Annotated in this window: 21 protein-coding genes; 11 read left to right on the forward strand and 10 right to left on the reverse strand. The window is 69.4% G+C overall.

What is annotated here, in order from left to right; translation table 11 throughout:
* Positions 1–88: 88 nt before the first annotated feature.
* Positions 89–538 (forward strand): VOC family protein, encoded by a 450-nt coding sequence (locus tag AB0H54_RS07550; RefSeq protein ID WP_357343538.1) that lies wholly within the window; start codon positions 89–91, stop codon positions 536–538.
* 63 nt (positions 539–601) lie between these two features.
* Here the strand turns inward: AB0H54_RS07550 and AB0H54_RS07555 are convergent, their stop codons facing one another.
* Positions 602–1,024 (reverse strand): Ig-like domain repeat protein, encoded by a 423-nt coding sequence (locus AB0H54_RS07555; protein WP_357343540.1) that lies wholly within the window; start codon positions 1,022–1,024, stop codon positions 602–604.
* Between the two features lie 187 nt (positions 1,025–1,211).
* Here AB0H54_RS07555 and AB0H54_RS07560 point away from each other — a divergent pair, with 187 nt between their 5' ends.
* The 3 genes from AB0H54_RS07560 to AB0H54_RS07570 all read left to right on the forward strand — a co-directional run bounded on the left by AB0H54_RS07560 (position 1,212) and on the right by AB0H54_RS07570 (position 6,135).
* Positions 1,212–1,433, forward strand: coding sequence for a hypothetical protein (locus tag AB0H54_RS07560; protein ID WP_218718015.1), 222 nt, complete (start codon positions 1,212–1,214; stop codon positions 1,431–1,433).
* Positions 1,434–1,606: 173 nt separating this feature from the next.
* Complete coding sequence (locus tag AB0H54_RS07565; protein WP_357343542.1) at positions 1,607–4,207, forward strand: LuxR C-terminal-related transcriptional regulator; 2,601 nt, start codon at positions 1,607–1,609, stop codon at positions 4,205–4,207.
* Between the two features lie 104 nt (positions 4,208–4,311).
* Complete coding sequence (locus AB0H54_RS07570; RefSeq protein WP_357343544.1) at positions 4,312–6,135, forward strand: alkyl sulfatase dimerization domain-containing protein; 1,824 nt, start codon at positions 4,312–4,314, stop codon at positions 6,133–6,135.
* Positions 6,136–6,205: 70 nt separating this feature from the next.
* Here the strand turns inward: AB0H54_RS07570 and AB0H54_RS07575 are convergent, their stop codons facing one another.
* Both AB0H54_RS07575 and AB0H54_RS07580 read right to left on the reverse strand, forming a co-directional pair.
* A complete protein-coding gene (locus AB0H54_RS07575) occupies positions 6,206–6,553 on the reverse strand; it encodes an SHOCT domain-containing protein (protein ID WP_357343546.1) in 348 nt (115 codons plus the stop codon).
* A 12-nt stretch (positions 6,554–6,565) separates the two neighbouring features.
* Positions 6,566–6,997 carry a DUF6325 family protein gene (locus tag AB0H54_RS07580; RefSeq protein ID WP_357343548.1) on the reverse strand — a complete coding sequence of 144 codons (432 nt, stop codon included), beginning with the start codon at positions 6,995–6,997 and terminating at the stop codon, positions 6,566–6,568.
* An 86-nt stretch (positions 6,998–7,083) separates the two neighbouring features.
* Here AB0H54_RS07580 and AB0H54_RS07585 point away from each other — a divergent pair, with 86 nt between their 5' ends.
* On the forward strand, positions 7,084–7,710 hold the full coding sequence (locus AB0H54_RS07585; protein WP_357343549.1) for a DUF4203 domain-containing protein: 627 nt from the start codon (positions 7,084–7,086) through the stop codon (positions 7,708–7,710).
* A gap of 3 nt (positions 7,711–7,713) precedes the next feature.
* On the opposite strand, the gene AB0H54_RS07590 is transcribed toward AB0H54_RS07585, so the two are convergent.
* Positions 7,714–8,337 (reverse strand): TetR/AcrR family transcriptional regulator, encoded by a 624-nt coding sequence (locus AB0H54_RS07590; RefSeq protein ID WP_355280701.1) that lies wholly within the window; start codon positions 8,335–8,337, stop codon positions 7,714–7,716.
* Between the two features lie 115 nt (positions 8,338–8,452).
* On the opposite strand from AB0H54_RS07590, the gene AB0H54_RS07595 reads away from it, so the two are divergent.
* From AB0H54_RS07595 to AB0H54_RS07620, 6 genes are all read left to right on the forward strand, one after another.
* Positions 8,453–9,826, forward strand: coding sequence for an NAD(P)-binding domain-containing protein (locus AB0H54_RS07595; RefSeq protein ID WP_357343551.1), 1,374 nt, complete (start codon positions 8,453–8,455; stop codon positions 9,824–9,826).
* Positions 9,823–10,968, forward strand: a complete 1,146-nt coding sequence (locus AB0H54_RS07600; protein WP_357343553.1) for a serine hydrolase domain-containing protein — start codon at positions 9,823–9,825, stop codon at positions 10,966–10,968. Before AB0H54_RS07595 ends, AB0H54_RS07600 begins: the two co-directional genes overlap by 4 nt.
* A gap of 2 nt (positions 10,969–10,970) precedes the next feature.
* Positions 10,971–12,011: an NAD(P)-dependent alcohol dehydrogenase gene (locus tag AB0H54_RS07605; protein WP_357344251.1), complete on the forward strand. Its 1,041-nt coding sequence runs from the start codon at positions 10,971–10,973 to the stop codon at positions 12,009–12,011.
* A gap of 14 nt (positions 12,012–12,025) precedes the next feature.
* Positions 12,026–13,678, forward strand: coding sequence for a class I adenylate-forming enzyme family protein (locus AB0H54_RS07610; protein ID WP_357343555.1), 1,653 nt, complete (start codon positions 12,026–12,028; stop codon positions 13,676–13,678).
* 11 nt (positions 13,679–13,689) lie between these two features.
* Positions 13,690–15,429 carry an amidohydrolase family protein gene (locus AB0H54_RS07615; protein ID WP_357343557.1) on the forward strand — a complete coding sequence of 580 codons (1,740 nt, stop codon included), beginning with the start codon at positions 13,690–13,692 and terminating at the stop codon, positions 15,427–15,429.
* A gap of 107 nt (positions 15,430–15,536) precedes the next feature.
* A complete protein-coding gene (locus AB0H54_RS07620) occupies positions 15,537–15,872 on the forward strand; it encodes a hypothetical protein (RefSeq protein ID WP_357343559.1) in 336 nt (111 codons plus the stop codon).
* A gap of 3 nt (positions 15,873–15,875) precedes the next feature.
* On the opposite strand, the gene AB0H54_RS07625 is transcribed toward AB0H54_RS07620, so the two are convergent.
* From AB0H54_RS07625 to AB0H54_RS07650, 6 genes are all read right to left on the reverse strand, one after another.
* Entirely contained in the window at positions 15,876–17,300 is a 1,425-nt protein-coding gene (locus AB0H54_RS07625) for a DUF1254 domain-containing protein (RefSeq protein WP_357343561.1), read from the reverse strand.
* A gap of 137 nt (positions 17,301–17,437) precedes the next feature.
* Complete coding sequence (locus tag AB0H54_RS07630) at positions 17,438–18,049, reverse strand: Uma2 family endonuclease (RefSeq protein WP_357343563.1); 612 nt, start codon at positions 18,047–18,049, stop codon at positions 17,438–17,440.
* An 88-nt stretch (positions 18,050–18,137) separates the two neighbouring features.
* Positions 18,138–18,893 (reverse strand): respiratory nitrate reductase subunit gamma, encoded by a 756-nt coding sequence (gene narI, locus AB0H54_RS07635; protein ID WP_355280716.1) that lies wholly within the window; start codon positions 18,891–18,893, stop codon positions 18,138–18,140.
* Complete coding sequence (gene narJ / locus AB0H54_RS07640; RefSeq protein WP_357343565.1) at positions 18,890–19,570, reverse strand: nitrate reductase molybdenum cofactor assembly chaperone; 681 nt, start codon at positions 19,568–19,570, stop codon at positions 18,890–18,892. Before narJ ends, narI begins: the two co-directional genes overlap by 4 nt.
* Positions 19,567–21,261, reverse strand: coding sequence for a nitrate reductase subunit beta (gene narH / locus AB0H54_RS07645; RefSeq protein ID WP_357344253.1), 1,695 nt, complete (start codon positions 21,259–21,261; stop codon positions 19,567–19,569). The genes narJ and narH overlap by 4 nt, the downstream gene beginning before the upstream one ends.
* 10 nt (positions 21,262–21,271) lie before the next feature.
* The gene (locus AB0H54_RS07650; RefSeq protein ID WP_357343567.1) at positions 21,272–24,982 is read right to left on the reverse strand and encodes a nitrate reductase subunit alpha; all 3,711 of its coding nucleotides are present in this window, start codon (positions 24,980–24,982) and stop codon (positions 21,272–21,274) included.
* Between the last annotated feature and the right edge of the window lie 396 nt (positions 24,983–25,378).

Raw genomic sequence — 25,378 nt, forward strand, 5'->3', positions numbered from 1 at the left:
GAAACTTCGGCGGATGTGTCGAGGCGGCGAATCCGGCTCCGACCAGAGGGTGACAGCAAGCCAACGCACTCTCCCGAAGGAGCACGTCATGTCCGTCAACACCTTCCTCTGGTTCGACACCGACGCCGAAGCGGCCGGTGAGCTCTACGCCGCGACGGTGCCGAATTCGCGCGTCGTCGAGGTCACCCGGCAGGGCGACGGTTCGGCCTTCGTCGTCACCCTCGATCTCGACGGTCAGGCCGTCACGCTGATGAACGGCGGACCGGGCCATCCGCCCACCGACGCCGCCTCGCTGCAGGTCGTGGTGGACACCCAGGACGAGGTCGACCGGCTCTGGGACACCCTGTCCGATGGCGGCGAGCCCGGCCCGTGCGGCTGGCTGACCGACCGGTTCGGCCTGTCCTGGCAGATCGTGCCCTCGGTCCTGCCGAAGCTGATGAGCGGCGAACCGGACCGGGTCATCGCGGTCGGCACCGCGCTGCGGTCGATGTCCAAGCTCGACATCGCCGAGTTGCAGCGGGCCTACGACCGGGCCTGACCGGGAAACGTCGACGGCCGCCGCGGATCGGTAGTCCGCGGCGGCCGTTCGGTGCGTGCTCGGTCAGCCCGCCGAGCCGGTCAGCAGGCCGCCCAGGTCGGCCGAGCCGGTGCCGCCGCCGGGCGTCGTCGGCTTCGCCGAGACCTCGACGGTGACGGTCTTGGAGCTGATCAGTTCCTGCACGGCCTTGATCTCGTGCGAACCGGGGGTCGACGGGGTCCAGGTGATGGTGGCCTTGCCGTCGGAGACCGAGACCGGCTCGCCGATCTGGGTGCCGTTGTCGGTGAAGGTCACCTTGAACAGGAACGACGTCGCGGTGACATCGGCGGTGACGGTGTAGGCGGTGCCGACGTAGTGGGTGCTGCCGCTGACCGTGACGCCCTGGACGAGCGCCGAGGCCTGCGGCGCCACCAGGACGCCGGCCGCGGCGACCGCGGTGAAAGCTGTGAGTCCGAAGCCGGCCCGCCGAGCCTGGTTGGTCTTCATGGTTGTTCTCCTGTTCGCGCTGGCCCACCGCTGTGGGTGTGGGCGACACTATCGACCGGGTGAGCGCGCTGTCCGGGAAACAGAAAAACGAGTGTTTAAAACTCTCGGGGCCGCGTCGGTGCTGGTGGCGCCGGAATCATCCCGTGCGGATGAGGCGATCGCCGCGCCGGTCGTCGAGACTGGACACATGCCGACGTCGGATGCGGTTCGCTACCAGTTCGTCATCGAGGGCGAACTCACGGAACGCGCTGTCGCCGCGTTCCCGGAACTCCGGCGCAGCGCCCATTCGCCGACCGGTACCACCACCCTCTACGGCGAGCTCGCCGACAACACCGCCATGCGCGGCGTGCTCGCCCGCATCGATGTCCTCGGGCTCACCCTGCTCGGAATGTCCCGCCTGCCCGACTGATCGTGAGGTTGCCGAACGGTAGCCGGTCGCGGCAAACCCTCACGATGACGTCGATCTCATAACGAGCGCGTCGACGCCGCAACTCCGGCGAACGCGCTGGTCGCGTTTGGCCTACCGTCGAACCTGCTGGTGGATCGACCCCGCAGGGGGTCGACGAGCTGAGGAGTGTGGTGGTGACAACCTCGTACCGCGCGTTAGCTGACAACGTCTCCGTGGCCGGTGCCCAGATTCCCGAGCTGTCCTTCGCCGCCGTGCGCTCCGGTGACCTCAGCGCCCGGCTCGACCGCGCGCAGACCGCGGGCGGGCACACCGTCCTGGTGTCCGGTCCGGCGGGCAGCGGCAAGACCGTCGCGCTGGTCGACTGGGTGACCAGGTCGCGCAAGGCCAGGGCGGCCACCGTCGGCTGGCTCACCGTCACCGCGCCGCTGGCCGAGAGCGGTGAGCTGATCCCGGCGCTCGCGCGGATCACGCACCGGCCCGCCGACGCCGTCGACACCACGTTGCGCACCCCGGCCGATCAGGCCGCCGAACTGGTCGACGCGCTGGCGGCGCGCGGCGAGCACACCGTCCTGGTGCTCGACGACGCCCACCTGATCACCGACCCGCTGCAACTGGCCGGCCTGGAATACCTGCTCGCGCATCTGCCCGGCACGGTCACCGTGCTGCTCGCGGGCCGGTTCGATCCGCCGCTGCGCTGGCACGCGCTGGAACTGGCGGGCAGGCTCACCCGGATCGGGGTCGGCGAACTCGCGCTGTCGCCGGAGCGGATCGCCCAGCTGTTCGCCCAGCACGGCTGCCGGCTCGACGACGACGAGCTCGCCATGGTGCACGCGCTGACCCGCGGCTGGGCCGCGCTGGTGCGAATCGCCGCGATCTACGTGGCCGCCAACGGCGATGATCGCGATACCGCGCTGACCACGCTGGCCCGGCCCTCGCACGCGGTCGCCGATTTCCTCGTCGCCGAGCTGATGCAGTCGCTGCCCGCGTCGACCCTCGATTTCCTGCTGGTCACCGCGGTTCCGACCCGGTTCTGCCTGCCGCTGGCCGAGGAACTCACCGACGACAACGCGGCGCGGATCGTCGACGAGTTGCTGCGGGCCAACTTCCCCATGCACACCGTGGCCGACGCGGGTCAGCTCTGGCACAGCTACCACCCGCTGCTGCGGGCGTATCTGCTGGCCGAGGCCGCGCACTCGCGGGCCGACCGGCTGCCGACGGTGCACCGTCGCATCGCCGAGTGGCTCGGCGCGGCCGCGCTGCCGGGCGCCGCGCTCGATCACGTGCTGGCCGAACCGGGCACCCCCGGTCTGGTGGCGTTCCTGCGGGACTGGGGTCCGCGCATGGTCCTCGACGGCGCGGGCCAGCAGTTGCTGGCCGCCATGGAGTTCCTGCCCGAGGCGACCGAGGACACCTTCGTGCGATTGCTGCGCGCCGCGGTCGCGGTGGAGGCGGGGGAGATCGCCGCCGCCGAGGTGTATCTCGAGGCCGCGCACGTCGGGTCCGAGCAGGTCTCGCGACTGGTCCCGGACACCTGGACGGCCTCGCTCGACCGCGCGGTGAGCGCGGGACTGGCCGTGCTGGTGGGGGATTCGGCCTCGATGAGCTGGCCGCTGCCCGCGGTCACCGGGCAGCCCGATCTCGACTGCTACGCCGCGCTGCACTGCGGCACCGCCGAGGTCACCGGTGGCGCGCTCGACAGCGGGACCGCCGCGTTGCGGCACGCCATCGTGCACGCGGAGGAGGTGGGGCTCGGCAGCGTCGCGGTGCGCGCGCGGACCGCGGTCGCGGTCGCCGCCGGGTACGCGGGCCGGGTCGGTGACCTGCGGGCCCTGGCCGAGGTGGCGATCGACTGCGCCGACCGCTACGACCTGGCACAGGCCCCCGAGGGCGTGTTCGCCCGGCTGATCGCGGCCTACGGCGCCTACCAGCAGGGCGAGGCCGTGCAGCTGCCGCCGCCGGGCCAGCCCGGTGGACCGGCGGCCGAGGCGAGTGCCCCGGCGCCCGCCCGCCAAGCCGCGGTGATCACCGGCGTGCTGATGTTCGACGCGGCCCCCGACCGCGCGGCCGCCGCGACCATGCTCTGCACCGGAACTCACCGGCTGCTCGACGACTCCCCGGCCGCCTTCGGCATCGGCACGCTGGTCACCGACGTGCTGTGGGTGCTGCTGCGCTTGCAGGCCAAGACCGACGCCCAGCACCTGATCGATCACGCGACGCGGGTGTTCGGGCCGACCCCGGAGCTGGCCGTCGCCGAAGCGGGCCTGGCCGTCTACACCCATCGGCCCAGCGCCGCGCTGACCCTGCTAGAGCCGGTCCTCGGCGGCACCCCGCAGCTGACGGCGGGTGCGCTGGTGACGGCCTGGCTGCTGGAGGGCGTCGCCGCCGACCGGCTGGACCGCCCGCGCAAGGCCGAGAGCGCGTTCGAGCAGGCGCTCGCGCTCGCCTGCGGTGAGCGGCTGATCCGCCCGTTCCTCGATGTGCCGGGCGCGGCCGAGACCCTCGACCGGCTGGGCGGGCGGTTCGGCCGCTTCGACGCGTTCGTCGACCTGGTCCGGTCGCATCGCGCGCCCGCCACCGACGCGCCACAGCTCACCGAGACCGAACTCGCGGTGCTGCGCCAGCTCCCGTCCGGCATGACGGCGATCAATATCGCCGCGAACATGGGCGTCTCGGTGAACACCGTGAAGACCCACCTGCGTGGCATCTATCAGAAGCTGGGGGTCAACGCCAGAGCCGACGCGATCGGTAACGCCCGCCGGGTCGGCCTGATCTGACGACACCGGCCCAGCCGAAACTCACCCGCAACGGATGATTTCCGCGCCGCCCGGCGCGGCTACGGTCGCGGGACCGCCAGGATTCCGACGAGGCAAGGTGGACCATGAGCACGAATCCGGACTTCGGGAACACGACCGACTTCGACAACGCGAACCGCGGCCTGATCGACAAGCTCGACCCGCCGGTGATCACCGCAGCCGACGGCCGGGTCGTCTGGGACCTCGGCGCCTACGACTTCCTCGACGGCCCATGCCCGCCGACGGCCGATCCGAGCCTGTGGCGGCAGGGTCAGCTCTGCAACATCCAGGGCCTGTTCGAGGTCACCGAGGGCATCTACCAGGTGCGCAACTTCGACCTGTCGAACATGACGATCGTCGAGGGCGAGACGGGCGTGATCGTCATCGACCCGCTCATCTCCGCCGAGACCGCCGCGGCCGCGCTGGCGATCTATCGCAAGCATCGTGGTGACCGGCCGGTGACCGGCCTGATCTACACGCACTCCCACGGCGACCATTTCGGCGGTGCGCGCGGCGTGGTTCCCGAGGGGCACCCGGAGGTGCCGATCCTCGCCCCGGAAGGCTTCCTCGAGCACGCCGTCAGCGAGAACGTCTACGCGGGCAACGCGATGACCCGCCGGGCGATCTTCATGTACGGCACCGGCCTGGCGAAGGCGCCGGACGGTCAGATCGGCTGCGGCCTCGGGATGACCACCTCCACCGGCAAGGTCACCTTGATCCCGCCGACGGTCGATATCACCCGGACCGGCCAGGAAGAGGTGATCGATGGCGTGCGCATCGTCTTCCAGCTCACCCCGGGCACCGAGGCGCCCGCCGAGATGAACTTCCTGTTCCCGGATCGCCGGGCGCTGTGTATGGCCGAGAACGCCACCCACAACATGCACAACGTGCTCACCCTGCGCGGCGCGCTCGTTCGCGACTCGCGGATCTGGTCCAGCTACCTGGACGAGGCCATCGCGCTGTTCGGTGACAAGGCCGACGTCGCCTTCGCCTCCCATCACTGGCCGACCTGGGGTGCCGACAACTGGACCGCGTGGCTGGCCGGTCAGCGGGACATGTACGCCTACCTGCACGATCAGACCCTGCGCCTGCTCAACCAGGGCCTCAACGGTCCCGAGATCGCCGAGATCCTCACCTTCCCGCCCGGGCTCGACGGCATGTGGGCCAACCGCGGTTACTACGGCTCGCTCAACCACAACGTGAAGGCGATCTACCAGCGTTATCTCGGCTGGTTCGACGGCAACCCGGCGCACCTGTGGGAGCACACCGAGGTGGAGCAGGCCAAGCGCTACGTCGCCGACTACGGCGGGGTCGACGCCGTCGTCGCCAAGGGGCGCGCCTACGCCGCCGAGGGTGATCACCGGTTCGCGGCCACGCTGCTCAATCACGCCGTCTTCGCCGACCCGGGCAACACCGCGGCGAAGGAGGCGCTGGCGGAGGTCTACCAGACTCTCGGCTACGGCAGCGAGAACGGCACCTGGCGCAACTTCTTCCTCGTCGGCGCGACCGAGCTGCGTACCGGCCCGACGCCGGTCAGCCTGGACACCGCCGATCCGGAGATGATGGCGGCGCTGACGGTCGACATGATCATCGACTCGATCGCGATCCGGATCAACGGCCTGCGCGCCGCCGAATCGGACTTCGCGCTGGATCTGAACCTGACCGACAGCGCCACGGTCACCCGGCTGACCATGTCCAACGGCGCGCTCACTCACCGCACCGCGTCCGACCACGCCCCGCTGCGCGGCCCCGCCGACCTCACCCTGACGCTGACCAAGACACAACTGCTGCTCGGGCTCGCGGGCCAGGGCTTCGACGGCGTCACGATGGACGGCGATCAGGCGGTGCTGAAGACGCTGGTCGGCCTGATCGAGACGCCCGACCCGAGGTTCCCGATCGTCACACCCTGAGACCCAGCTCGGGGTTCATGAACAGCGCCCCCGGCCGCCCAGGGCCGGGGGCGCTGTTGCGCGCGTGGTCTCAGCCGAGCAGCTGTGCCTTCGCGGCGGCGAACTCGGCGTCGGAGAGCGCACCGGCGGCGTGCAGGTCGCTCAGCTGCTTCAGCTTCGCGACCAGGTCGACCGGCGCGGCGGGCGGTGGCGCGGGCGCGGGCTGCGGTGGCGGCGCGGCGTAGGCCTGCTGCTGGGCATAGGCCTGCTGCTGGTCGTAGTTCTGCTGATCGGCGTAGGCCTGCTGCTCGGCCGAGCGTTTCCTGGCCCGGTTGTTCACGGCGTTGGAGGTGGCGGTCGCGGTGCCCGCGACGACCGCGGTACGGGCGATCGTGCCCAGCAGTCCCGGCCGCCCGACGCGGCCCCTTCGTAGTGGCATGACGATTCCTCCCTAGCCGGTCGTCGCCGCGGACACCGCGGCCTGGACGACATCGCGCGGCACCTGAACGTGCAGCGTCACCTCACCCCTGGCACCGCGCACGGCGCCGGCCAGCCGCGCGGCCCAGGTCTGCTCGAAGACCAGGATCACCGACGTGCTGCCGGGCGCCATCGAGGTGCGCACGACCTCCACGTCGGCCGCGCTGACCAGGTCGATGTCGGCGGCGGTGAGCCCGGTGAGACCCACCTCGGCCAGGCCGTCGTCGATCTCCTTCTCGGTGATGGTGCCCGCGTCGTCCATCGTCAGCACGATCAGATCGAGCAGGGTCACCAGTCCGTTCTCGACGACCTCGGCGAGCGCGTCGGTGACCGACTCGTCGACCGCGGTGCCGGGGAAGGTGAGGACGAGGAAGTCGACCGGGCCCAGCGCAGGTGTTGTTCCCATGGCGTGATCGTGCGCCGATCCCGCGGCGCCCACCTCACCCGAATCGGGTGAACCGGGGCGGCGTCCGGAGTTCTAGCGTGGATCGTATGAATGGCATCGTCGTCGTCGTGGTCGGAGCGCTGCTGTGCTTCTACGGCATCCGGTCGGTCCACCTGGGCATTCTGGCGATCGGCTTCGGTCTCGGCTGGATGATCGCCGACCTGTTCAACGCCTCGCTGGCCTGGCTGGTGCTGATCGGCCTGATCGGCGCGGTGTCCTCGTGGGTGATCACCTCGCTGGTGTTCCGCTTCGCGTCGTACTTCATCGGCGGCCTCACCGGCGCGATGATCGGCACCAAGCTGGCGACGGTGTTGCAGCCCGGCGACAAGAACGTCGCGCTGAGCATGATCGTGGCGCTGGCCATGTGTGTGGCGGGCGCCTTCCTGGCCGAGAAGTTCCGCGCTCGCGCCCTGCTGTGGCTGACCTCGATCGGCGGCGCCAGCATGGTGGTCAGCGGCCTGGGCCGGATGAGCGACTCGCTGGCGTTCCTGCGCGATCCCGAGCCCGGCTGGCAGCAGGTGACCTCCGTGCTGGCCTGGGTGGGTCTGTCGTTGCTCGGCTGGATCACCCAGCGGCACCTGTTCGCCGAGAAGCTCGGGATCCAGCACCTCGCCGGCGGTGGCGACGACGAGATCGACCAGAGCAAACGCAACGGCGGCTGGCCCACCCGCTGAGGGCTACTCGGTCGGCGTCTGCAGCGCGGGGAACCAGACGTCGGTGAGCACGGTGGCGGCCTTCTCGGCCGTGACGTCGATGACGCCCTGCATGGCCCACCGGGTGAAGAACCGTTCGAGCTGGGCCACCAGCAGCTCGATCCGCAGCCGGGCCTCGTCGCGGCGGTGTTCGGGCCAGCGGGCGAGGTAGGCGGGCATGCTGTCGGCCAGCGTCATGATGCCCTCGCGCGCGACCGCGCGGAATTCCGGCTCCAGCGCGGTGGCCTCGTCCCAGGCCGGGAGCATGTCCTTGTTGGTGAGGAACCAGTAGATCGCGCGGGTCATCCACTCCTCGAACGCGGCCCTGGAACCGGTGGTGAGCACCCGGTCGAGGTCGGCGTAGAACTCCCGGACGCTGGTCAGCGTGCCCTCGTTGGCGATCGCCCGCAGCACCTCGCCCTTGCTGGTGAAGTGCAGGTAGAACGTCGCCCGGCTGCACCCGACGGCGGCCACGATGTCGTCGACCCGGACCGCGGAGTAGCCCTCGGTCTCGAACAGCGACCGCGCGGTTTCCACGATCTTGTTCCTGGTGAGGCGCTTCTGTTCCTCGCGCAGGGAGCCGCGGCGCGCAGCGGGTTCGGTCGGCATGAGCCTATCTTAGACGATCCGCCCATTCACTAGACACCATGTCTAGTGAGACGCTACGATGTGGTTCACGTCACTCGGCGCGGTCATCGACGACCGCGCTGTTCAGGAGTTGTGCATGGATACACGCGAATTGCCCAGGGTCTGCGTCATCGGCGCCGGACCTTCGGGTATCACCGTCGCCAAGCGACTGGCCGAGAACGGAATTCCGTTCGACTGCTACGAGGCATCCGACGAAGTCGGCGGCAATTGGTACTACAAGAACCCGAACGGGATGTCGGCCTGCTATCAGAGCCTGCACATCGACACCTCGAAGTACCGCCTGCAGTTCGAGGACTTCCCGGCGCCCGAGGAATGGCCGCACTTCCCGCACCATTCGCAGCTGCTGCAGTACTTCAAGGACTACGTCGACCATTTCGACCTGCGCGACCACATCCGGTTCAACACCCTGGTCACCGCCGCCGAACGCGACGACGCCGGGCTCTGGCGGGTGACCACCGCGGCGGGCGACACCGAGGTCTACGACGCGCTGATCGTCTGCAACGGCCACCACTGGAATCCCCGATTCCCGGACTACCCCGGCGAATTCGACGGCGTGCTGATGCACAGCCACGCCTACAACGACCCGTTCGATCCGGTCGACATGCGTGGCAAGCGGGTCGTGGTGGTCGGCATGGGCAATTCCGGCCTCGATATCGCCTCGGAACTGTCCCAGCGCTTCATCGCGTCGAAGTTGTTCGTCTCGGCCCGTCGCGGTGTCTGGGTGCTGCCCAAATACGTGAACGGCGAAGTGGGCGACCGGCGTTCGATGCCGTCCTGGATTCCGGCCAAGCTGGCGCTCAAACTCAAGCAGCGCTTCGTCCGCAAGAATCGCGGCGACATGCGCAACTACGGCCTGCCCGCGCCCGATCACGAGCCGTTCGAGGCGCACCCGTCGGCGAGCGAGGAATTCCTGCACCGGGCCGGCTGCGGTGACGTGGAATGCAAGCCCGCGATCACCCGCCTGGACGGCGATACCGTGCATTTCGCCGACGGCAGCAGCGAACAGGTCGACGTGATCGTCTGCGCCACCGGCTATCACATCAGTTTCCCGTTCCTCACCGACGCCGCGCTGGTCCCCGACGCGGCCAACCGGTTCCCGCTGTTCCAGATGATGCACAAGCCCGGGGTGGACAATCTGTTCTATCTCGGCCTGGCCCAGCCGATGCCGACGCTGGTGAACTTCGCCGAGCAGCAGAGCAAATTGGTGGCCGCCTATCTGACCGGCCGCTACCACCTGCCGGCGCGCGCGGAGATCGAGACGGTGCTGCGCGAGCAGGAATCCCGGCGCACCGGCCGCTACTACGATTCGCCACGGCACACCATCCAGATCGAATTCGAGCCGTATGTGCGCTCGATGACGAAGGAGCTGGCGCGCGGTGCGAAACGTGCCGCCGCGGCGGGCAATACGCTCCCCGTTCCGGCCCGGGCGACCGCGGGGGTGCCGCGATGAGCGCCGCCGGTTTCTGTCACGACGAATTCGCCGGTGTGCGCGCCGCTTTCGACGAGGAACTCGACGGGGGCGCCGAAGTCGGCGCGGCCCTGTGTGTCACGATCGACGGTGAGCCGGTCCTCGACCTGTGGGGCGGCTGGGCCGACCCGGGCAAGACCCGGCGCTGGGGTGCCGACACCCTGGTCAACGTCTTCTCGGTGACCAAGACGATGACCGCCCTGTGCGCGCTGCTGCTGGTCGACCGCGGCGAACTCGACCTCGACGCGCGGGTGGCCGCCTACTGGCCCGAGTTCGCGGCCAACGGCAAGGACGCCGTCCTGGTCCGGCACCTGCTCTCGCACACCTCCGGTGTCTCCGGCTGGGAGAAACCGATCGAGCTGGCCGACATCTACGACACCGAGGCCGCCGCGGCCCGGCTGGCGACCCAGGCGCCCTGGTGGGAGCCGGGCACCGCGTCGGGCTATCACGCCATCAACTACGGGCATCTCATCGGTGAACTGGTGCGCCGCATCACCGGCCGCTCGCTCGGCCGCTTCTTCGCCGAGGAACTGGCGGGCCCGCTGGGCGCCGATTTCCACATCGGCACCGGTCCCGAGCACGCCGACCGGATCGCCACCCTGATCCCGCCGGAACTGCCCGAGTTCGACCTGTCGACCCTCGACCAGGACAGCGTGCTGATCAAGACGCTCACCAGTCCCTGGCTCGAGATCGGCGAGACCGCGACGCCGGCCTGGCGGGCGGCCGAGATCGGCGGCACCAACGGGCACGGCAACGCGCGCTCGGTCGCCCGGATCCAGTCGCTGATCGCCAACGGCGGCGAGCTCAGCGGCAGGCGATTCCTCTCGCCCGCCACCATCGAGCTGATCTTCCGCGAGCAGGCCGACGGCGTCGACCTGGCCCTGCTGACCCCGCTGCGCTTCGGCATCGGCTACGGGCTGCCCCGGCCGCAGACCTTCCCGCACATCCCCGACGGCCGGGTCTGCTGGTGGGCCGGCTACGGCGGGTCGATGGTCGTCAACGACCTGGATCGCCGGATCACCTTCGCCTACACCATGAATCGGATGGCGACCGGCCTGATCGGCTCCGACCGCTGCGACCGGTATCTGAAGGCCACCTTCGACGCGATGGGAGAGCGGCGATGACGATGCGCGCGATGCAGCTGACCGCGCCGGGCACCCTCGAACTGCGGACCGTGCCGGTGCCCGACCTCGGCCCCGACGATCTGCTGCTGCGGGTCGGCGCGGCGGGGATCTGCCATTCGGATTCGTTCGTGCTGAGCCTGCCGTTCCCGATGAGCGAGCGGCCACTCACCCTCGGCCACGAGATCGCGGGCACCATCGAGGCCGTCGGCTCGCGGGTCGCGGGCCGCCGGGTCGGCGAGCGTGGACTCGTGTACCTGTGCTGGTCCTGCGGTGAGTGCCGGGAGTGCCTGCACGGCAACGAGAACGTCTGCCTGGCGGCCGGTCGCACGGCCATGCCGCCGTGCCCCGGCCTCGGCCCCGACGGCGGGATGGCCGAGTACGTGCGCATCCCGGTGCGCTCGTTCGTCCCCATCGGCGACATGGACTTCGCGCAGGCCGCCCCACTGGCCGACGCGGCGCTCACCCCCATGCACGCCATCCGCGGCGCGCTGGACCAGCTGTGGCCGGGCGCCACCGCGGTCGCGATCGGCATCGGCGGACTCGGCCACGTCGCGGTCCAGCTGTTGAAGGCGCTCACCGACACGAGGGTGATCGCGGTCGACGTCGATCCCGACAAGCTCGCGCTGGCCACCGCCTGCGGCGCCGACGTCGCGCTGACCGCCGATGCGGACACCGCCGCCACCATCCTCGAGCTGACCGGCGGCCGCGGGGCCGAGGCGGTGTTCGACTTCGTCGGCGCCGACGCCACCGCGAAGCTGGCCGTGGAGACGGTCGCCCCCAACGGCGCCTACCGGATGGTGGGGCTGGCCGGCGGCATCCCCGGCATCGACTCCGGCCCGGCGGGCGGACCCGGCCTGCCGTGGGGCGCCACGGTGCGCAAGTCCTACGGCGGCACCCGCGGCGACCTCGTCGACGTGATCACCCTGGCCGCCGCGGGCAAGGTGCGCGCCGAGGTCGAACGCTTCGACCTCGCCGACGCCCGAACCGCCTTCGACCGACTCGACGCCGGCGCGATCCGCGGACGCGCCGTCCTCATCCCCTGATGGAGAACAAGACCATGACCGATGTAGTTGACCCGCAGGAATTCGTGGCCAAGGTCGCCGCGGGCCTGACCGCGCCCGGCGCGCCCTTCGAGCTGACCGTCGAACCCGTTCTCGGCGTGCCGATCCCGGTGCTGGCCGAGCGCCGACGCAGCCTGCGTGAGCTGCTCGAACACTCGCGGAGCTGGGGTGAACGCGACTACCTGATCACCGAGGACCGCCGCCTGTCCTTCGCCGAGCACGCCGCGGCCGCGGGCGCGCTGGCCACCGCGCTGGCGACCCGCTACGGCGTCGGCAAGGGCGACCGGGTCGGCATCCTGGCCGCCAACGGCCCGGACTGGGTGATCACGTTCTGGGCCGCGCAGTGCCTGGGCGCCATCCCGGTCGGCTACAACGCCTGGTGGGCGCCGCCGGAGATCGCCTACGGGCTCGAGCACGCCGCGCCCACCGTGGTGATCGCCGACGCCAAACGGGCCGCGCTGCTCGCCGAGACCGGCACCGATATCCCGGTGCTCACCATGGACGGTGACCTGCCCGCCCTGATCGCCGAATTCGGCGGTGGCGAGATCCCGGACACGCCGGTCGACGAGGACGATCCGGCGGTGATCCTCTACACGAGCGGCACCAGCGGCAGGCCCAAGGGCGTGGTGCACTCGCAGCGGAACATGGTGGCCATCAGCGACTATCACCGTTTCACCGACGCGATGCTCGCCGCGTTCGCCGGCCAGCCGCCCAGCGACGCGCCGAGTGATCGCCGCTACCTGGTCACCGCCCCGCTGTTCCACATCGCGAGCCTGCACAATCTCGTCATCCCCCGGCTGGTGACGGGCGCGGCGGCGGTGTTCCCGCACGGCGCGTTCGAGGTCGGCCGGGTGCTGAGCCTGGTCGAGCGCGAGCGGGTCACCAACTGGGCCGCCGTGCCGACCATGGCTTCGCGGTTGCTGGATCACGATGTCGCCCAGCACGATCTGTCCTCGCTGGGCGCCCTCTCGCTCAACTCGGCACCGTCCTCGCCCGCGCTGCTGGCCAGCCTGCGCGAGAAGATCCCGTCCCTGCAATTCGCGCTGACCACCAGCTACGGTCTCACCGAGAGCGGCACCGCCGCGACGGTGGCCACGCCGCTGGACCTGCTCGCCGACGACGCCTCGGTCGGCAAGCCGATCTTCGGGGTGGCGGTGGAGATCCGCGACGCCGACGGCGCGGTCGTCCCCGACGGCGAGGAGGGCGAGATCTGCATCCGCAGCCCGTATGTGATGCTCGGCTACTGGCACGACGACGCCGCCACCGCCAAGGCCATCGACGGCGAACGCTGGTTGCGCTCCGGCGATTTCGGCACCGTCACCGACGGCAGGCTCACCGTCTCGGGCCGGCGCACCGACCTGATCCTGCGCGGCGGCGAGAACGTCTATCCCACCGAGATCGAGAACGTGCTGACCGAGCATCCCGCGGTCACCGAGTGCGCGGTGTTCGGTGTCGCCCATCCCGATCTCGGCCAGGAGGTGGCGGCCGTGGTGGTCGCCGAGCCCGGCGCGGTCGACGCGGAGGAACTGCGCGACTTCGTCGCCGCGCGGCTCGCCTATTTCAAGGTGCCCGCCCGCTGGCGGCTCACCACCGACGCCCTGCCGCGCAACGCGACCGGCAAGGTCACCCGACGCGATCTCGCGCTCTAAGAGGAAAAGCTATGTTCGACAGCATCATCAAGGGCGGCCGCTGGTTCGACGGCACCGGCGCCGCGTCCGCGATCCGCCACCTCGGGATCAAGGACGGCAAGGTTGCCGCGATCTCGGCGACGCCACTCGACGAGACCGGCTGCGACCGGGTCGTCGACGCCACCGGCCGGTGGGTCGTGCCCGGCATGATCGATATCCACACCCACTACGACGTCGAGGTGCTGCTCGATCCGTCGCTGTCGGAATCGGTGCGCCACGGCGTGACCACCGTGCTGCTCGGTTCGTGCTCGCTGTCGACGGTGCACGTCGACGGCGAGATCGCCGGTGACCTGTTCGGCCGGGTCGAGGCGATTCCGCGCGCCCACGTCGTGCGGGCGGTGGAGCAGACCAAGAGCTGGCATTCCGCCGCCGAGTACGCCGCCGCGCTGGACGCGCTGCCGCTGGGCCCGAATGTGGCCAGCTTCATCGGTCACTCCGACATCAGGTCCGCGGTGATGGGCCTGGACCGCGCGACCCGGAAGGACGTGCGGCCCAGCGACACCGAACTCGCCGCCATGGCCGCGAAGCTGACCGAGGCGCTCGACGCGGGTTTCGTCGGCATGTCCTCGCAGCGGCTGCTGTTCGACAAACTCGACGGCGAACTGTGCCGCTCGCGCACCCTGCCCTCGACGTATTCGACCAGGGCCGAGCGTAAGACGCTCAACACCATCCTGCGGACACGGGGTCGCGCGTTGCAAGGCGGACCGGATGTCAACCGCTCCGACACGATGATCGCGATGGCCGCGAGCAGCATCGGCCTGTGGCGCAAGCCGCTGAAGGTCAGCCTGCTCTCGGCTGCCGACATCAAGGCGATTCCGCTGGTGGCCAAGGTGTTCCCGCTGCTCGCGCGAGCGATCAACGCGCTGCGGGGCGACTTCCGCTGGCAGCACCTGCCGGTGCCGTTCGAGGTCTACTCCGACGGCATCGACCTGCCGATCTTCGAGGAGTTCGGTTCCGGCGCCGCCGCGCTGCACCTGGCGAACCACATCGACGAACAGCGCCACCTCATGCAAGACGAGCAGTACCGGCGCAAGTTCCGCAAGGACTACGACCAGAAGTACGGGCCCCGTGTCTGGCACCGCGACTTCTTCGACGCCGACATCGTCGACTGCCCCGACCCCAGCGTGATCGGCAAGACCTTCGGCCAGGTCGGGGTCGACCGCGGCGGTGTGCACCCGGTCGACGCCTTCCTGGATCTGGTCGTCGAACACGGCGCGAAGCTGCGCTGGCGCACCACCATCTCCAACCACCGGCCCGAGGTGCTCAATATCCTCGCCGCCGATCCCGGTATCCAGCTGGGCTTCTCCGACGCGGGTGCGCACCTGCGCAACATGGCCTTCTACAACTTCGGCCTGCGCCTGCTGCGGCGGGTCGCCGACGCCGAGCGGGCGGGCACCCCGTTCATGACGATCGAACACGCGGTGCACCGGATCACCGGCGAGCTCGCCGACTGGTACGGCCTCGACGCGGGCCACCTGCGCGTCGGTGACCGCGCCGATGTCGTCGTCATCGATCCGGCGCACCTCGACGACACGCTCGACGCGTACGCCGAGCACCCGATCCCGGAGTTCGACAACCTGCCGCGCATGGTCAATCGCAACGACGAGACGGTCACCGCGGTCTTCGTCGGCGGGCGGTACGTGTTCGGCGCGGGCAGCAAGGATCCCGCGCTCGGCGCCGAGCGCACCGGCCGGTTCCTGCGCGCCGGGTAGCGCGGGGCGGGGCCGGTGGGCGGTCGGCGGACCTCGATCTGGGACAGTCGAGGCACGACCGGGCGCCCGCCGACCCGGTACGCCGCACGTCAGCGAGAGGATCGCCCATGTCGGACGCGAAACGGATCACCTGGGGCAAGCCGCGTCGGCCCAGCGACGCCGACCGCGACGCCCTGCGCGCCGACCTGCTGACCAAGGCCCGCGCCGTGCGCGCCGACGGCTGGGCCGAGCACCGCGAGGCCTGGCCCGCGGGCCAGGTCGCCGTCGTCGCCTACCTGCTCGGCGACACCGACCTGCTCACCGAACTCGACGAGACCGACACCACCGTCCTGAGCCGCTATGCCGCCGACCTGTTCGGTTTCGTCGGCGGCCGCAAGGACAACGAGAAGGGTCTCGTCGACACCCAGGCCTGGTTCGACTCCGTCCGCAAGGCCCTGGGCTGAGCCTCAGATCGGTTCGAATTCGTTGAGTTTCCAGGTCTGGTCGAACCACGGATCGAGCGGGCCGTAGAGCCGGAACAGCGGGAACCACGACTTGCCCGGCACGGTCTGCACCCAGTTGGACTCCTTGCCGGTCGGCGCCTGCGGGCCGAAATACAGGTCCCAGGAACCGTCGTCGTTGGCGACGAGGTCGCCGGAGTTCGAGGCAACGGCAGGCCACAGCGTGTCGGGGACCTGCAACAGCGACCGGGTCTGGGTGTCGTAGATGTCGACGGCCCAGAAGTTCTTCGCCGGTGGTTCGGCGTCGACGTGCAGCCGGTAGGTGCGGGCGCCGTCGAGGATGTCGCCGTTGGCGTCGTGCACGGTGTAGGTGTACGCCGAGCCCGCACCGGCCACCGCGTGCGCCATCGCCGGCGTGATGACGGTGGCGATGTAGTGGAACCGGGTGCGCGCGTCGAGCAGACGGGCGCCGTCGCGCAGGAATTCGTAACTGCCGCCGACGAACAGATTGCGCCAGCTGCCGTAGAGCACCGTCTCCTCGTCCCGTGGCGTGAACGCGATCGCGCGCGACAGCCCGGCACCGACCCGGGCGGCCTTGTCGAGAACGGCGCGCAGGCGGTCGTCGGGGGCGAAGGGCTTGCCGTGCACGATGCCGATCGCGGCCAGCTGTCCGGCGCGTTCGGGGTCGAGCGCGGTGACCGGTTCCTCCTGGACGAGTTCGTCGACCTCGTAGAAGAACGACACGTCGTTGGCGTGCACGGTGTTGAACGGCGTCTGCGCGAAGTCGATCCACTCGTTCACGGGCGGATCCGAGGCTTCGGACAGCGGGTAGATCCGGGTGCGCTGCAACTCCGGCACCCCGCCGAGCGCGCGCAGGACCACCCAGTCGGTATAGGTCGCGGAGTGGTAGGTGAAATAGCCGTCCGGGAGGTCGCCGGTGTAGCCGGGCGGGACGAACAGGTACTTGCCGCCCGCGCCCTGGTCGGGACCCGGAATACCCATGTCGGCGACGTAGCGGAACCAGAAGTCGTCGATCACGCACATCGACCGGGGCGGTGCCTCGATCACCGTCGGCCCCCACGCTTTCAGATCGAGAAAGGTGGTGCCGTAGGTGGTTTCGGTGTTGGGGGTCAGCGCGATGCCCCGGGAGTCCGCGCGCGGATCGGAGAAGCCGATGGCGTAGCCGCCGATGCCCAGCGACCGCAGGCCAGCGCGGAAGGCGACCAGCGAGGCACCCGGAACACAGTTGAGGAACACATCGATACCGCGCAGTAGGTCGAGACCGTCGTAGAGCGTGTCCAGCGACTCCGGCAACGGCACCCCGTCGAAGAACTTCAGCACGCCGAACGGACTGTCGATGACATCGGGCGTGGAGATGGACTCGATCGTCGCGCGCATCTGCTCGGGCGTTGAGCCCCGCGTCTCGGACATGACAAACCTCCCTGCGGAACCGACTACGGTCCCGCCCGAGGCTAAGCGCGGCATCGACGCGCCCACCTCACCCGGAACGGGTGATTTCACCCCGCCGCGATCACCCGCGCCTCGCCGTTGGCATCCGGCTCCGAGCCCTAAGGTGCCGTGGCCTCTGCCAGATCGAGGGTGATGGGGAACGGCAGGGTCAGCTCGAGGGTGTCGTGGTAGATCCCGGTCGGCGCGTACTGGCCGGTGGCCGGGTCCAGTTCGAAGACGTAGACGACCGCGCGCCCGTCGACGTTCTCGACGCGCCAGAAGTGGGGGATGCCTGCGTCCGCGTAGAGCACCGGCTTGCGCTTGCGATCACGGATCACCGAGTCGGGGGAGACCACCTCGATCGCGAGCACGACATCGTGGGGGAGGTAGGTGGTCTGCTCCAGCCCGGTGTCCGCCGCCACGTCGACGATCATGACGTCCGGTTCAGGGCGTTGACGTGGGCCTATCGTGACCGTCATCTCCCTGCACACCTCGAACAGCTCTGGAGCTTGCCTGTTCAGTTCGGTGTCGAGAAACCGGATGACACGCATATGAAACTTCATCTGCGGGCTCACGAAGACGAGGCTCCCGTCGATCAGCTCGGTGTGCGGGGGAAGGCCGGTCAGACGATCCAGATCGTCGGCGGTGAATCCTTCCGGCGGCGGCACCAGCCAATCAGGGAATGCCTCGGGGTCGGCGGGTTCTTGCAGCGGCATCGGATCTGCAGTCATCGGTCCCCTCGCTAGTCGGTGTTCCAGCTGACCGGACCAGTATGGCACTGGCCCGGGTCAGGGGGTACGAGCGCGCGGAAACCGGGTCCTACCAGCGGTCGGGGGTGACCGGGGCGTCCCAGGCCTTGGCGAAGCGGGTCTTGTCCTTGGTGTCGACTTCGCGGCGGCGGTAGACGATGTAGGGGCGGGTCAGGTAGCCGATGGGGGCGCTGAACATGTGGACCAGGCGGGTGTACGGCCAGGCGGCGACCAGGGCCAGCACGACCAGGCCGTGCAGCTGGAAGGTCCACGGGACACCGACCATCAGGCCCGGTTCGGGGTTGATGGTGAACAGGCTGCGGAACCAGGGGGAGACGGTCTCGCGGTAGTTGTAGGTGCCCCACAGCAGGTTGGAGCCCCAGGTGTTGAGCAGGCCGGTGACCAGGGCCAGCGTCAGCAGGGTGTACATCATCACGTCGTTGCGGCTGGTGGCCTTGCGCACGGCGGGCACGACGATGCGGCGGTAGCAGAGGATGGCGACGCCGACCACCACCATCAGCCCGGCGACCGACCCGGCGCCCACCGCGACCAGGTGATAGGCGTGCTCGGAGATGCCGAGCGCGCTGGTCCACGACTCGGGGATCAGCAGACCCATCACGTGCCCGCCGAACACCCCGAGCATGCCGAAGTGGAACAGCGGGCTGCCCAGCTGCAACAGCTTGGACTCGTAGATCTGCGAGGACCGGGTGGTCCAGCCGAACTGGTCGAACCGGTAGCGCCAGACGTGGCCGAGCACGAACGACGTGGCGGCGATGTAGGGCAGGATCAGCCACAGGCCTTCGGGGAGCGGGATGGTGGCGTTCATCGGCGGCCTTCCGTGGCGTCGAACAACGAGGGGTCCATGGCGAAGGGTTCCAGCCCGACTTCCTCCTCGGGCGGGCCCTGCGCGGCGAGTTCGGCGATGCGGCGCCGATCGGCGGTGGTCACCGGCGGCAGCGTCGTCAGCACCGCGGCGAGGACGCCACTGTAGGGAGAGTTGTTGTCGCCCAGCGACAGTCGCAGCAGCTCCAGCACCGGCACATGCTCACCCAGCAGGCGCTCGCCGCCGATCGGGTCGACGGTGGCGGCGAACTCCAACAGCACCGGCAGGTGGTCGGGCAGTTCCTCGTCGCCGAGTTCCACCCCCGCCTGCCGGTAGGCGTGCTTGAACCGCAGCAGCGCCATGCCGCGCTTGCGGGTGTCGCCGTAGGCGTAGAAGGTCAGGTGCAGGCTGGCGCGGCGGCGCATGTCGAAGGTCTCGACATAGCTCTGCGCGACCTCGATCGAGGGCGTTTCGCGCAGATAGGTCAGCACCGCGTCGAAGTGCGCCCGCACCTCGGCGGGCAATGCGGCCGCCGCCGAGGACATCTGGTCCAGCAGCGCCAGCGTCGACTCACCGGGGTAGTCGAGCAGCAGCGCGGCCAGCCGCCAGACGACCCGCCGATCGTGCTCGGGCATGGCGGTGACCGGCTGCGGCCGCCTGCGGATCGAGAGCAGACTCATTGCGCCGCACCGCTGACCGTGGAGTCGGCGACGGCAGCGCCGTTGCTGCCGTTGCCGTTGCTCCCTGCGGCGGCGCCGTTGCCGTTCGCGGTGGGCGCAAGCTTGTCGCTGCTCGGCACGAGCCCGCTGGTGCTGCGGCCGTCCCAGTTGAGCAGGTTGATCCGGCCCGACTTCTCCTCGGGCGCGGCCTGATTGGTGTCGGCCAGCGAGAACTTCTCCACCACCTGGTCGAACGCGGTCATGCCCGGTCCGCCGTCGGTGTCGAGGCTGCAGCCGGTGGCCAGCGAATCCAGTTCGTGCGCACGAGAAGTCGCGCCGGACGGGATCACGTAGCGGTGCTCGTACTTGGCGATCGCGAGCAGCCGGTACATGGCCTCGATCTCCTCGGGCTCGAGCCCGATCGACGGCGCGATCCCGGGTTCGGGCTCCTCACCGAGGTTGACCGACCGCATGAACGCGCGCATGCCGGCCAGGCGTTGCAGCGAGGCGCGCACCGGCCCGATCTCGCCCGCGGTGAACAGCTCGGCCAGGTACTCGATCGGGATGCGCAGCGCGTCGATGGCGCCGAACAGGTTGCCCGCGTCCTCACCGTCGTGACCGGTCTCGCTGAGCACGTCGACCACCGGCGACAGCGGCGGCACGTACCAGACCATCGGCATGGTGCGGTATTCCGGGTGCAGCGGCAGTGCCAGCTGGTAGTCCACGATCAGCTTGTAGACCGGCGAATCCTGCGCGGCCTGAATCCATTCCGGCGAGATCCCGGCCGCCTCGGCCTCCGCGATCACCCGCGGGTCGTGCGGGTTGAGGAACACGCCGAGCTGGGACGGGTACAGGTCCTTGTCGTCGGTCACCGACGCCGCCTCGAGCACCGCGTCGGCGTCGTAGAGCATCACGCCGATGTAGCGCAGCCGCCCGACGCAGGTCTCCGAGCACACGGTCGGGATGCCGACCTCCACGCGCGGGTAGCAGAAGGTGCACTTCTCCGCCTTGCCCGTCTTGTGGTTGAAGTAGATCTTCTTGTACGGGCAGCCGGTGATGCACTGCCGCCAGCCACGGCACTTGTCCTGGTCGACCAGGACGATGCCGTCCTCCTCGCGCTTATAGATCGCGCCCGACGGGCACGACGCGGCGCACGACGGGTTCAGGCAGTGCTCGCAGATGCGCGGCAGGTAGAACATGAAGGTCTCTTCGAACTCCAGTTTCACCTTGTCCTCGAGCTTGCCGAGCAAGGGGTCCTTGCCGACCGCTTCGGGACCCGAACCCAGGTCGTCGTCCCAGTTCGCGCCCCAGGTGACCTTGGTGTCCTCGCCGGTGATCAGCGACTTCGGCCGCGCGACTGGGGTGGTGTCGGTGGGCGGGGAGGCCAGCAGATTGTCGTAGTCGTAGCTCCACGGCTCGTAGTAGTCCTCGACCGTGGGCAGATCCGGGTTGGCGAAGATGTTCATCAGGCGCTTGAACCGCGAGCCCGACTTCAGCGACAGCTTGCCACGCTTGTTCAGCGTCCAGCCGCCCTTCCACTTCTCCTGATCCTGGTACTGCCGTGGATAGCCCTGTCCCGGGCGGGTTTCCACATTGTTGAACCAGACGTATTCGGTGCCGCCGCGGTTGGTCCACGCCTGCTTACAGGTGACGCTGCAGGTGTGGCAGCCGATGCACTTGTCCAGGTTCATGACCATGGCGAGCTGAGCCATTACGCGCATGTCAGTACTCCACGTTCTGGTTGCGGCGGCGGATGGTGGTGACCTCGTCACGCTGGTTTCCGGTGGGGCCGTGGTAGTTCAGGGCGAAGGACTGCTGGGCGTAGCCGCCGATCAGGTGCGACGGCTTGATCAGCACCCGGGTGAGCGCGTTGTGGATACCACCGCGCTTGCCCTTGGACTCCTTGGTCGTGGTCTCGGTGCCCTCGATGCGCGGCACGTCCACCGCGCGGTCCTGCGCGTGGTACATGAAGACCGTGCCCTCGGGCATGCGGTGCGAGACGATGGCGCGGGCGACGACGATGCCGTTGCGGTTGATCGCCTCGATCCAGTCGTTGTCGGCGACCCCGATCTTGGCGGCGTCGCGGTCCGACATCCAGATCGTCTGACCGCCGCGCGAGAGCGTCAGCATGTGCAGGTTGTCCTGGTAGGCCGAGTGGATGGACCACTTGGAGTGCGGTGTCAGGTACCGCACGGTGACCCCGCCCCCGGCGACATTGCCGATGGACGGTTCGGCGAACAGCGCGGTCATGTCCAGCGGCGGCCGGAAGATCGGCAGCTGCTCGCCGAGTTCGATCATCCAGTCGTGGTCGAGGTAGAAGTGCTGGCGCCCGGTGAGGGTGTGCCACGGCTTCTGCCGCTCGACATTGATGGTGAACGGCGAGTACCGGCGGCCACCGCTCTCACTGCCCGACCACTCCGGCGAGGTGATCACCGGCACCGGCCTGGCCTGGGTGTCGGCGAAGGTGATCTGCTTGCCCTCGGCCTCGGCCGCGAGATCGGCCAGCTTGGTGCCGGTGCGGCGCTCGAGCTGGTGGAAGCCCTCGACGGCAAGGCGGCCGTTGGTGGTGCCCGACAGCGCCAGGATGGTCTCGGCGGCGAAGGTGTCCTTGGCCAGCGACGGCCGTCCGGCCGCGATGCCGGAGACGACGGTGCCGTTCTTGCCTGCGAGGTACTCGACTTCCTTGTCCGGGTAGGTGGTGATGCCCTTGGTGGTCACGCCGAGGGTGTCGACCAGCGGGCCCAGCGCCGCGAGCTTCTCCGCGATCTTGGTGTAGTCGCGCTCGATCTCCACGATCTTGGGCATGGTCTTGCCCGGAATCGGCTCGCACTCACCGGCTTTCCAGTCCAGCACCTTGCCGCCCGCCTGCGCGAGCGCGTCGGGGGAGTCGTGCTGCAACGGCACCGCGACGATGTCGCGGCGGGTGCCCAGGTGCTTCTCGGCCAGCCAGGAGAACCCGCGGGCGATGCGGTGGAACGCCTCGAAGTCGGTCTTGGCCTCCCATGGCGGGGAGATGGCGGGGGAGAACGCGTGCACGAACGGGTGCATGTCGGTGGAGGACAGGTCGTGCTTCTCGTACCAGGTGGCGGCGGGCAGCACGATGTCGGCGAACAGCGTGGTGCTGGTCATGCGGAAATCCAGCGCCAGCAGCAGATCCAGCTTGCCCTCGGCGCCCTCCTCGCGCCATTCCAGCTCCTGCGGCCGCACGCCGGTGGCGTCGGTGGTCTGCAGGTTGGAGCCGCAGCCGAGCAGGTGCTTCTGGAAGTACTCGTTGCCCTTGCCGGAGGAGCCGAGCAGGTTGGCCCGCCACACAGTCAGCACGCGCGGGAAGTTCTCCGGGGCGTCGGGGTCTTCACAGGCGAACCGCAGGTCACCGGACTTCAGCTGGGAGACGACGTGTTCGGCGGCGGTGTTGCCCGCGGCGGCGGCCTCGTCGCTGAGGTCGAGCGGGTTGCGGTTGAACGTCGGGTAGCTCGGCATCCAGCCGAGCCTGCTGGCCAGGGCGATGTTGTCGGCGGCGGTGCGGCCTGCGAACTTGCCCTTGCCCAGCGGGGAGGCGAACGCGTCGGAGGTGAACGGGTCGTAGCGCCACTGGTCGTTGGTGAGGTACCAGAACACGGTGCCCTGCATCTGGCGCGGCGGGCGCTGCCAGTCCGACGCCGACGCCAGGGTGGCCCACCCGGTCACGGGGCGGCACTTCTCCTGGCCGACGTAGTGGGCCCAGCCGCCGCCGTTCTTGCCCTGGCAGCCGGTGAGCAGCGTCAGCGTGAAGAAGGCGCGGTAGATCTGATCGGAGTGGAACCAGTGGTTGGTGCCCGCGCCCATCAGGATCATCGAGCGACCGCCGGAACGTTCGGCGTTGTCGGCGAATTCGCGGCCGATGCGCGCGGCCTGCACGGCGGGGACGCCGGTGATGGCCTCCTGCCAGGCCGGGGTGTACGGCGACTCCGCGTCGTCGTAGCCCTTCGCCCACTCGCCCGGCAGACCATCGCGACCGAGGCCGTACTGCGCGAGCAGCAGGTCGAACACGGTCGTGACCCGCTTGCCCGCAACGATTTTCGTCGGGACGCCACGCAGGATCGTCTCGGCGGTGTCGGTGTCGAAGCGCGGCAGGGCGATCGTGGCCGGTGCGTCTTCGGAATGGCCGAGCAGGGTGAGCAGCGGGTCGACGCCCTCGAGGTCGAGGTTCCACTTGCCCGCGTCGCCCTCGCCGAAACGGTGGCCCAGCGAACCGTTGGGCACCACCGGGTTTCCGGCCTGATCCAGCAGCACCGGCTTGTGCTCGACACCCTCACCGGTCTGACCCAGATCGGCGGCGGTGAGGAACTTCCCGGGCAGGGCGCCGTTCTGATCCGCCGCCTCGTCGAGACAGATCAGGTACGGCAGGTCGGTGTAGGACTTGATGTAGTCGAGGAACATCGGAGTCTGCTTCTCGAGGAAGAACTCCTTGAGCACCACGTGGCCCATGGCCATCGCCAGCGCCGCGTCGGTGCCGGGGCGCGCCGCCACCCACTCGTCGGCGAACTTGGTGTTGTCGGCGTAGTCGGGGGAGACGACGACGACCTTCTGGCCGCGGTAGCGCGCCTCGGTCATGTAGTGCGCGTCGGGCGTGCGGGTCACCGGGACGTTGGAGCCCCACATGATCAGATAGCCCGCGTCGAACCAGTCGGCCGACTCCGGCACGTCGGTCTGATCGCCGAAGACCTGCGGCGATGCCACCGGCAGGTCGGCGTACCAGTCGTAGAAGGAGAGCATGTAGCCGCCGATCAGCGACACGAACCTGGCACCGGTCGCGTGGCTGACCATCGACATCGCGGGAATCGGCGAGAAGCCGGCCACCCGGTCGGGCCCGTACTGCTTGATCGTGTAGACGTGCGCGGCCGCGGCGATCTCGGCGGCCTCCCACCACTCGGCGCGGACGAAGCCGCCCTTGCCGCGCGCGGTCTTGTACGCCTTGGCCTTGGCCGGGTCCTCGACGATCGACTCCCAGGCCAGCACCGGGTCCTTGAGCTCGGCCTTGGCCTTGCGGTACAGGTCCAGCAGGGTGCCGCGCACGTACGGGTAGCGCACGCGGGCGGGGGAGTAGGTGTACCAGGAGAACGACGCGCCACGCGGGCAGCCGCGCGGTTCGTACTCCGGCTTGTCCGAGCCCACCGAGGGGTAGTCGGTCTGCTGCGACTCCCAGGTGATCACGCCGTCCTTGACGTAGATCTTCCAGGAGCACGAGCCGGTGCAGTTCACGCCGTGGGTGGAGCGCACCACCTTGTCGTGCGACCAGCGGTCGCGGTAGAACGCGTCGGCATCGCGGCCACCGACCTTGTACACCGACCGGTTGTCCGGCGAGACCTCACCGCGCTGGAAGTATTTACCGAGGTTCAGCAACGTGTCGCCGATATCGGTGGGCGACGGACCATGAGTGCGCGAATTAACCACGACGCCCCCTTCGAGCTGTGCTTTCGGGCTGATAGGGGCAACTGTAAAGAGACCGGGTGCTCCGGCAAAACGAACTTTTCACATCCCCGTCGGCCCCTCGGTGAGCTGTGAGGTCGGCGAAATCTCGTGGTCACGGAGGCCGCCGCGGCGGCGGCGGGCGATCCGGGGCCGACCTGGGTGAACGACTCGCGAGCTGGCCGAACGGGCGGATCGCGGGGTCTGCCACCCGGCCCGCGGTGATGCTTCCGAAACGACTGGTTCTCCGGCGGTTTACATTTGTTTACACACCTGACGGGCTCGCTGAACAGCGCTGATGTGACGCCCCGCACACTGCGGCGGGCTGGTCGGGGTCCATGGGTGCTGGTGCGCGGGGTGCCGGATCGTGGTCGTGATCGT

Source organism: Nocardia sp. NPDC050718 (assembly GCF_040654235.1).
Taxonomy (GTDB): Bacteria; Actinomycetota; Actinomycetes; order Mycobacteriales; family Mycobacteriaceae; genus Nocardia.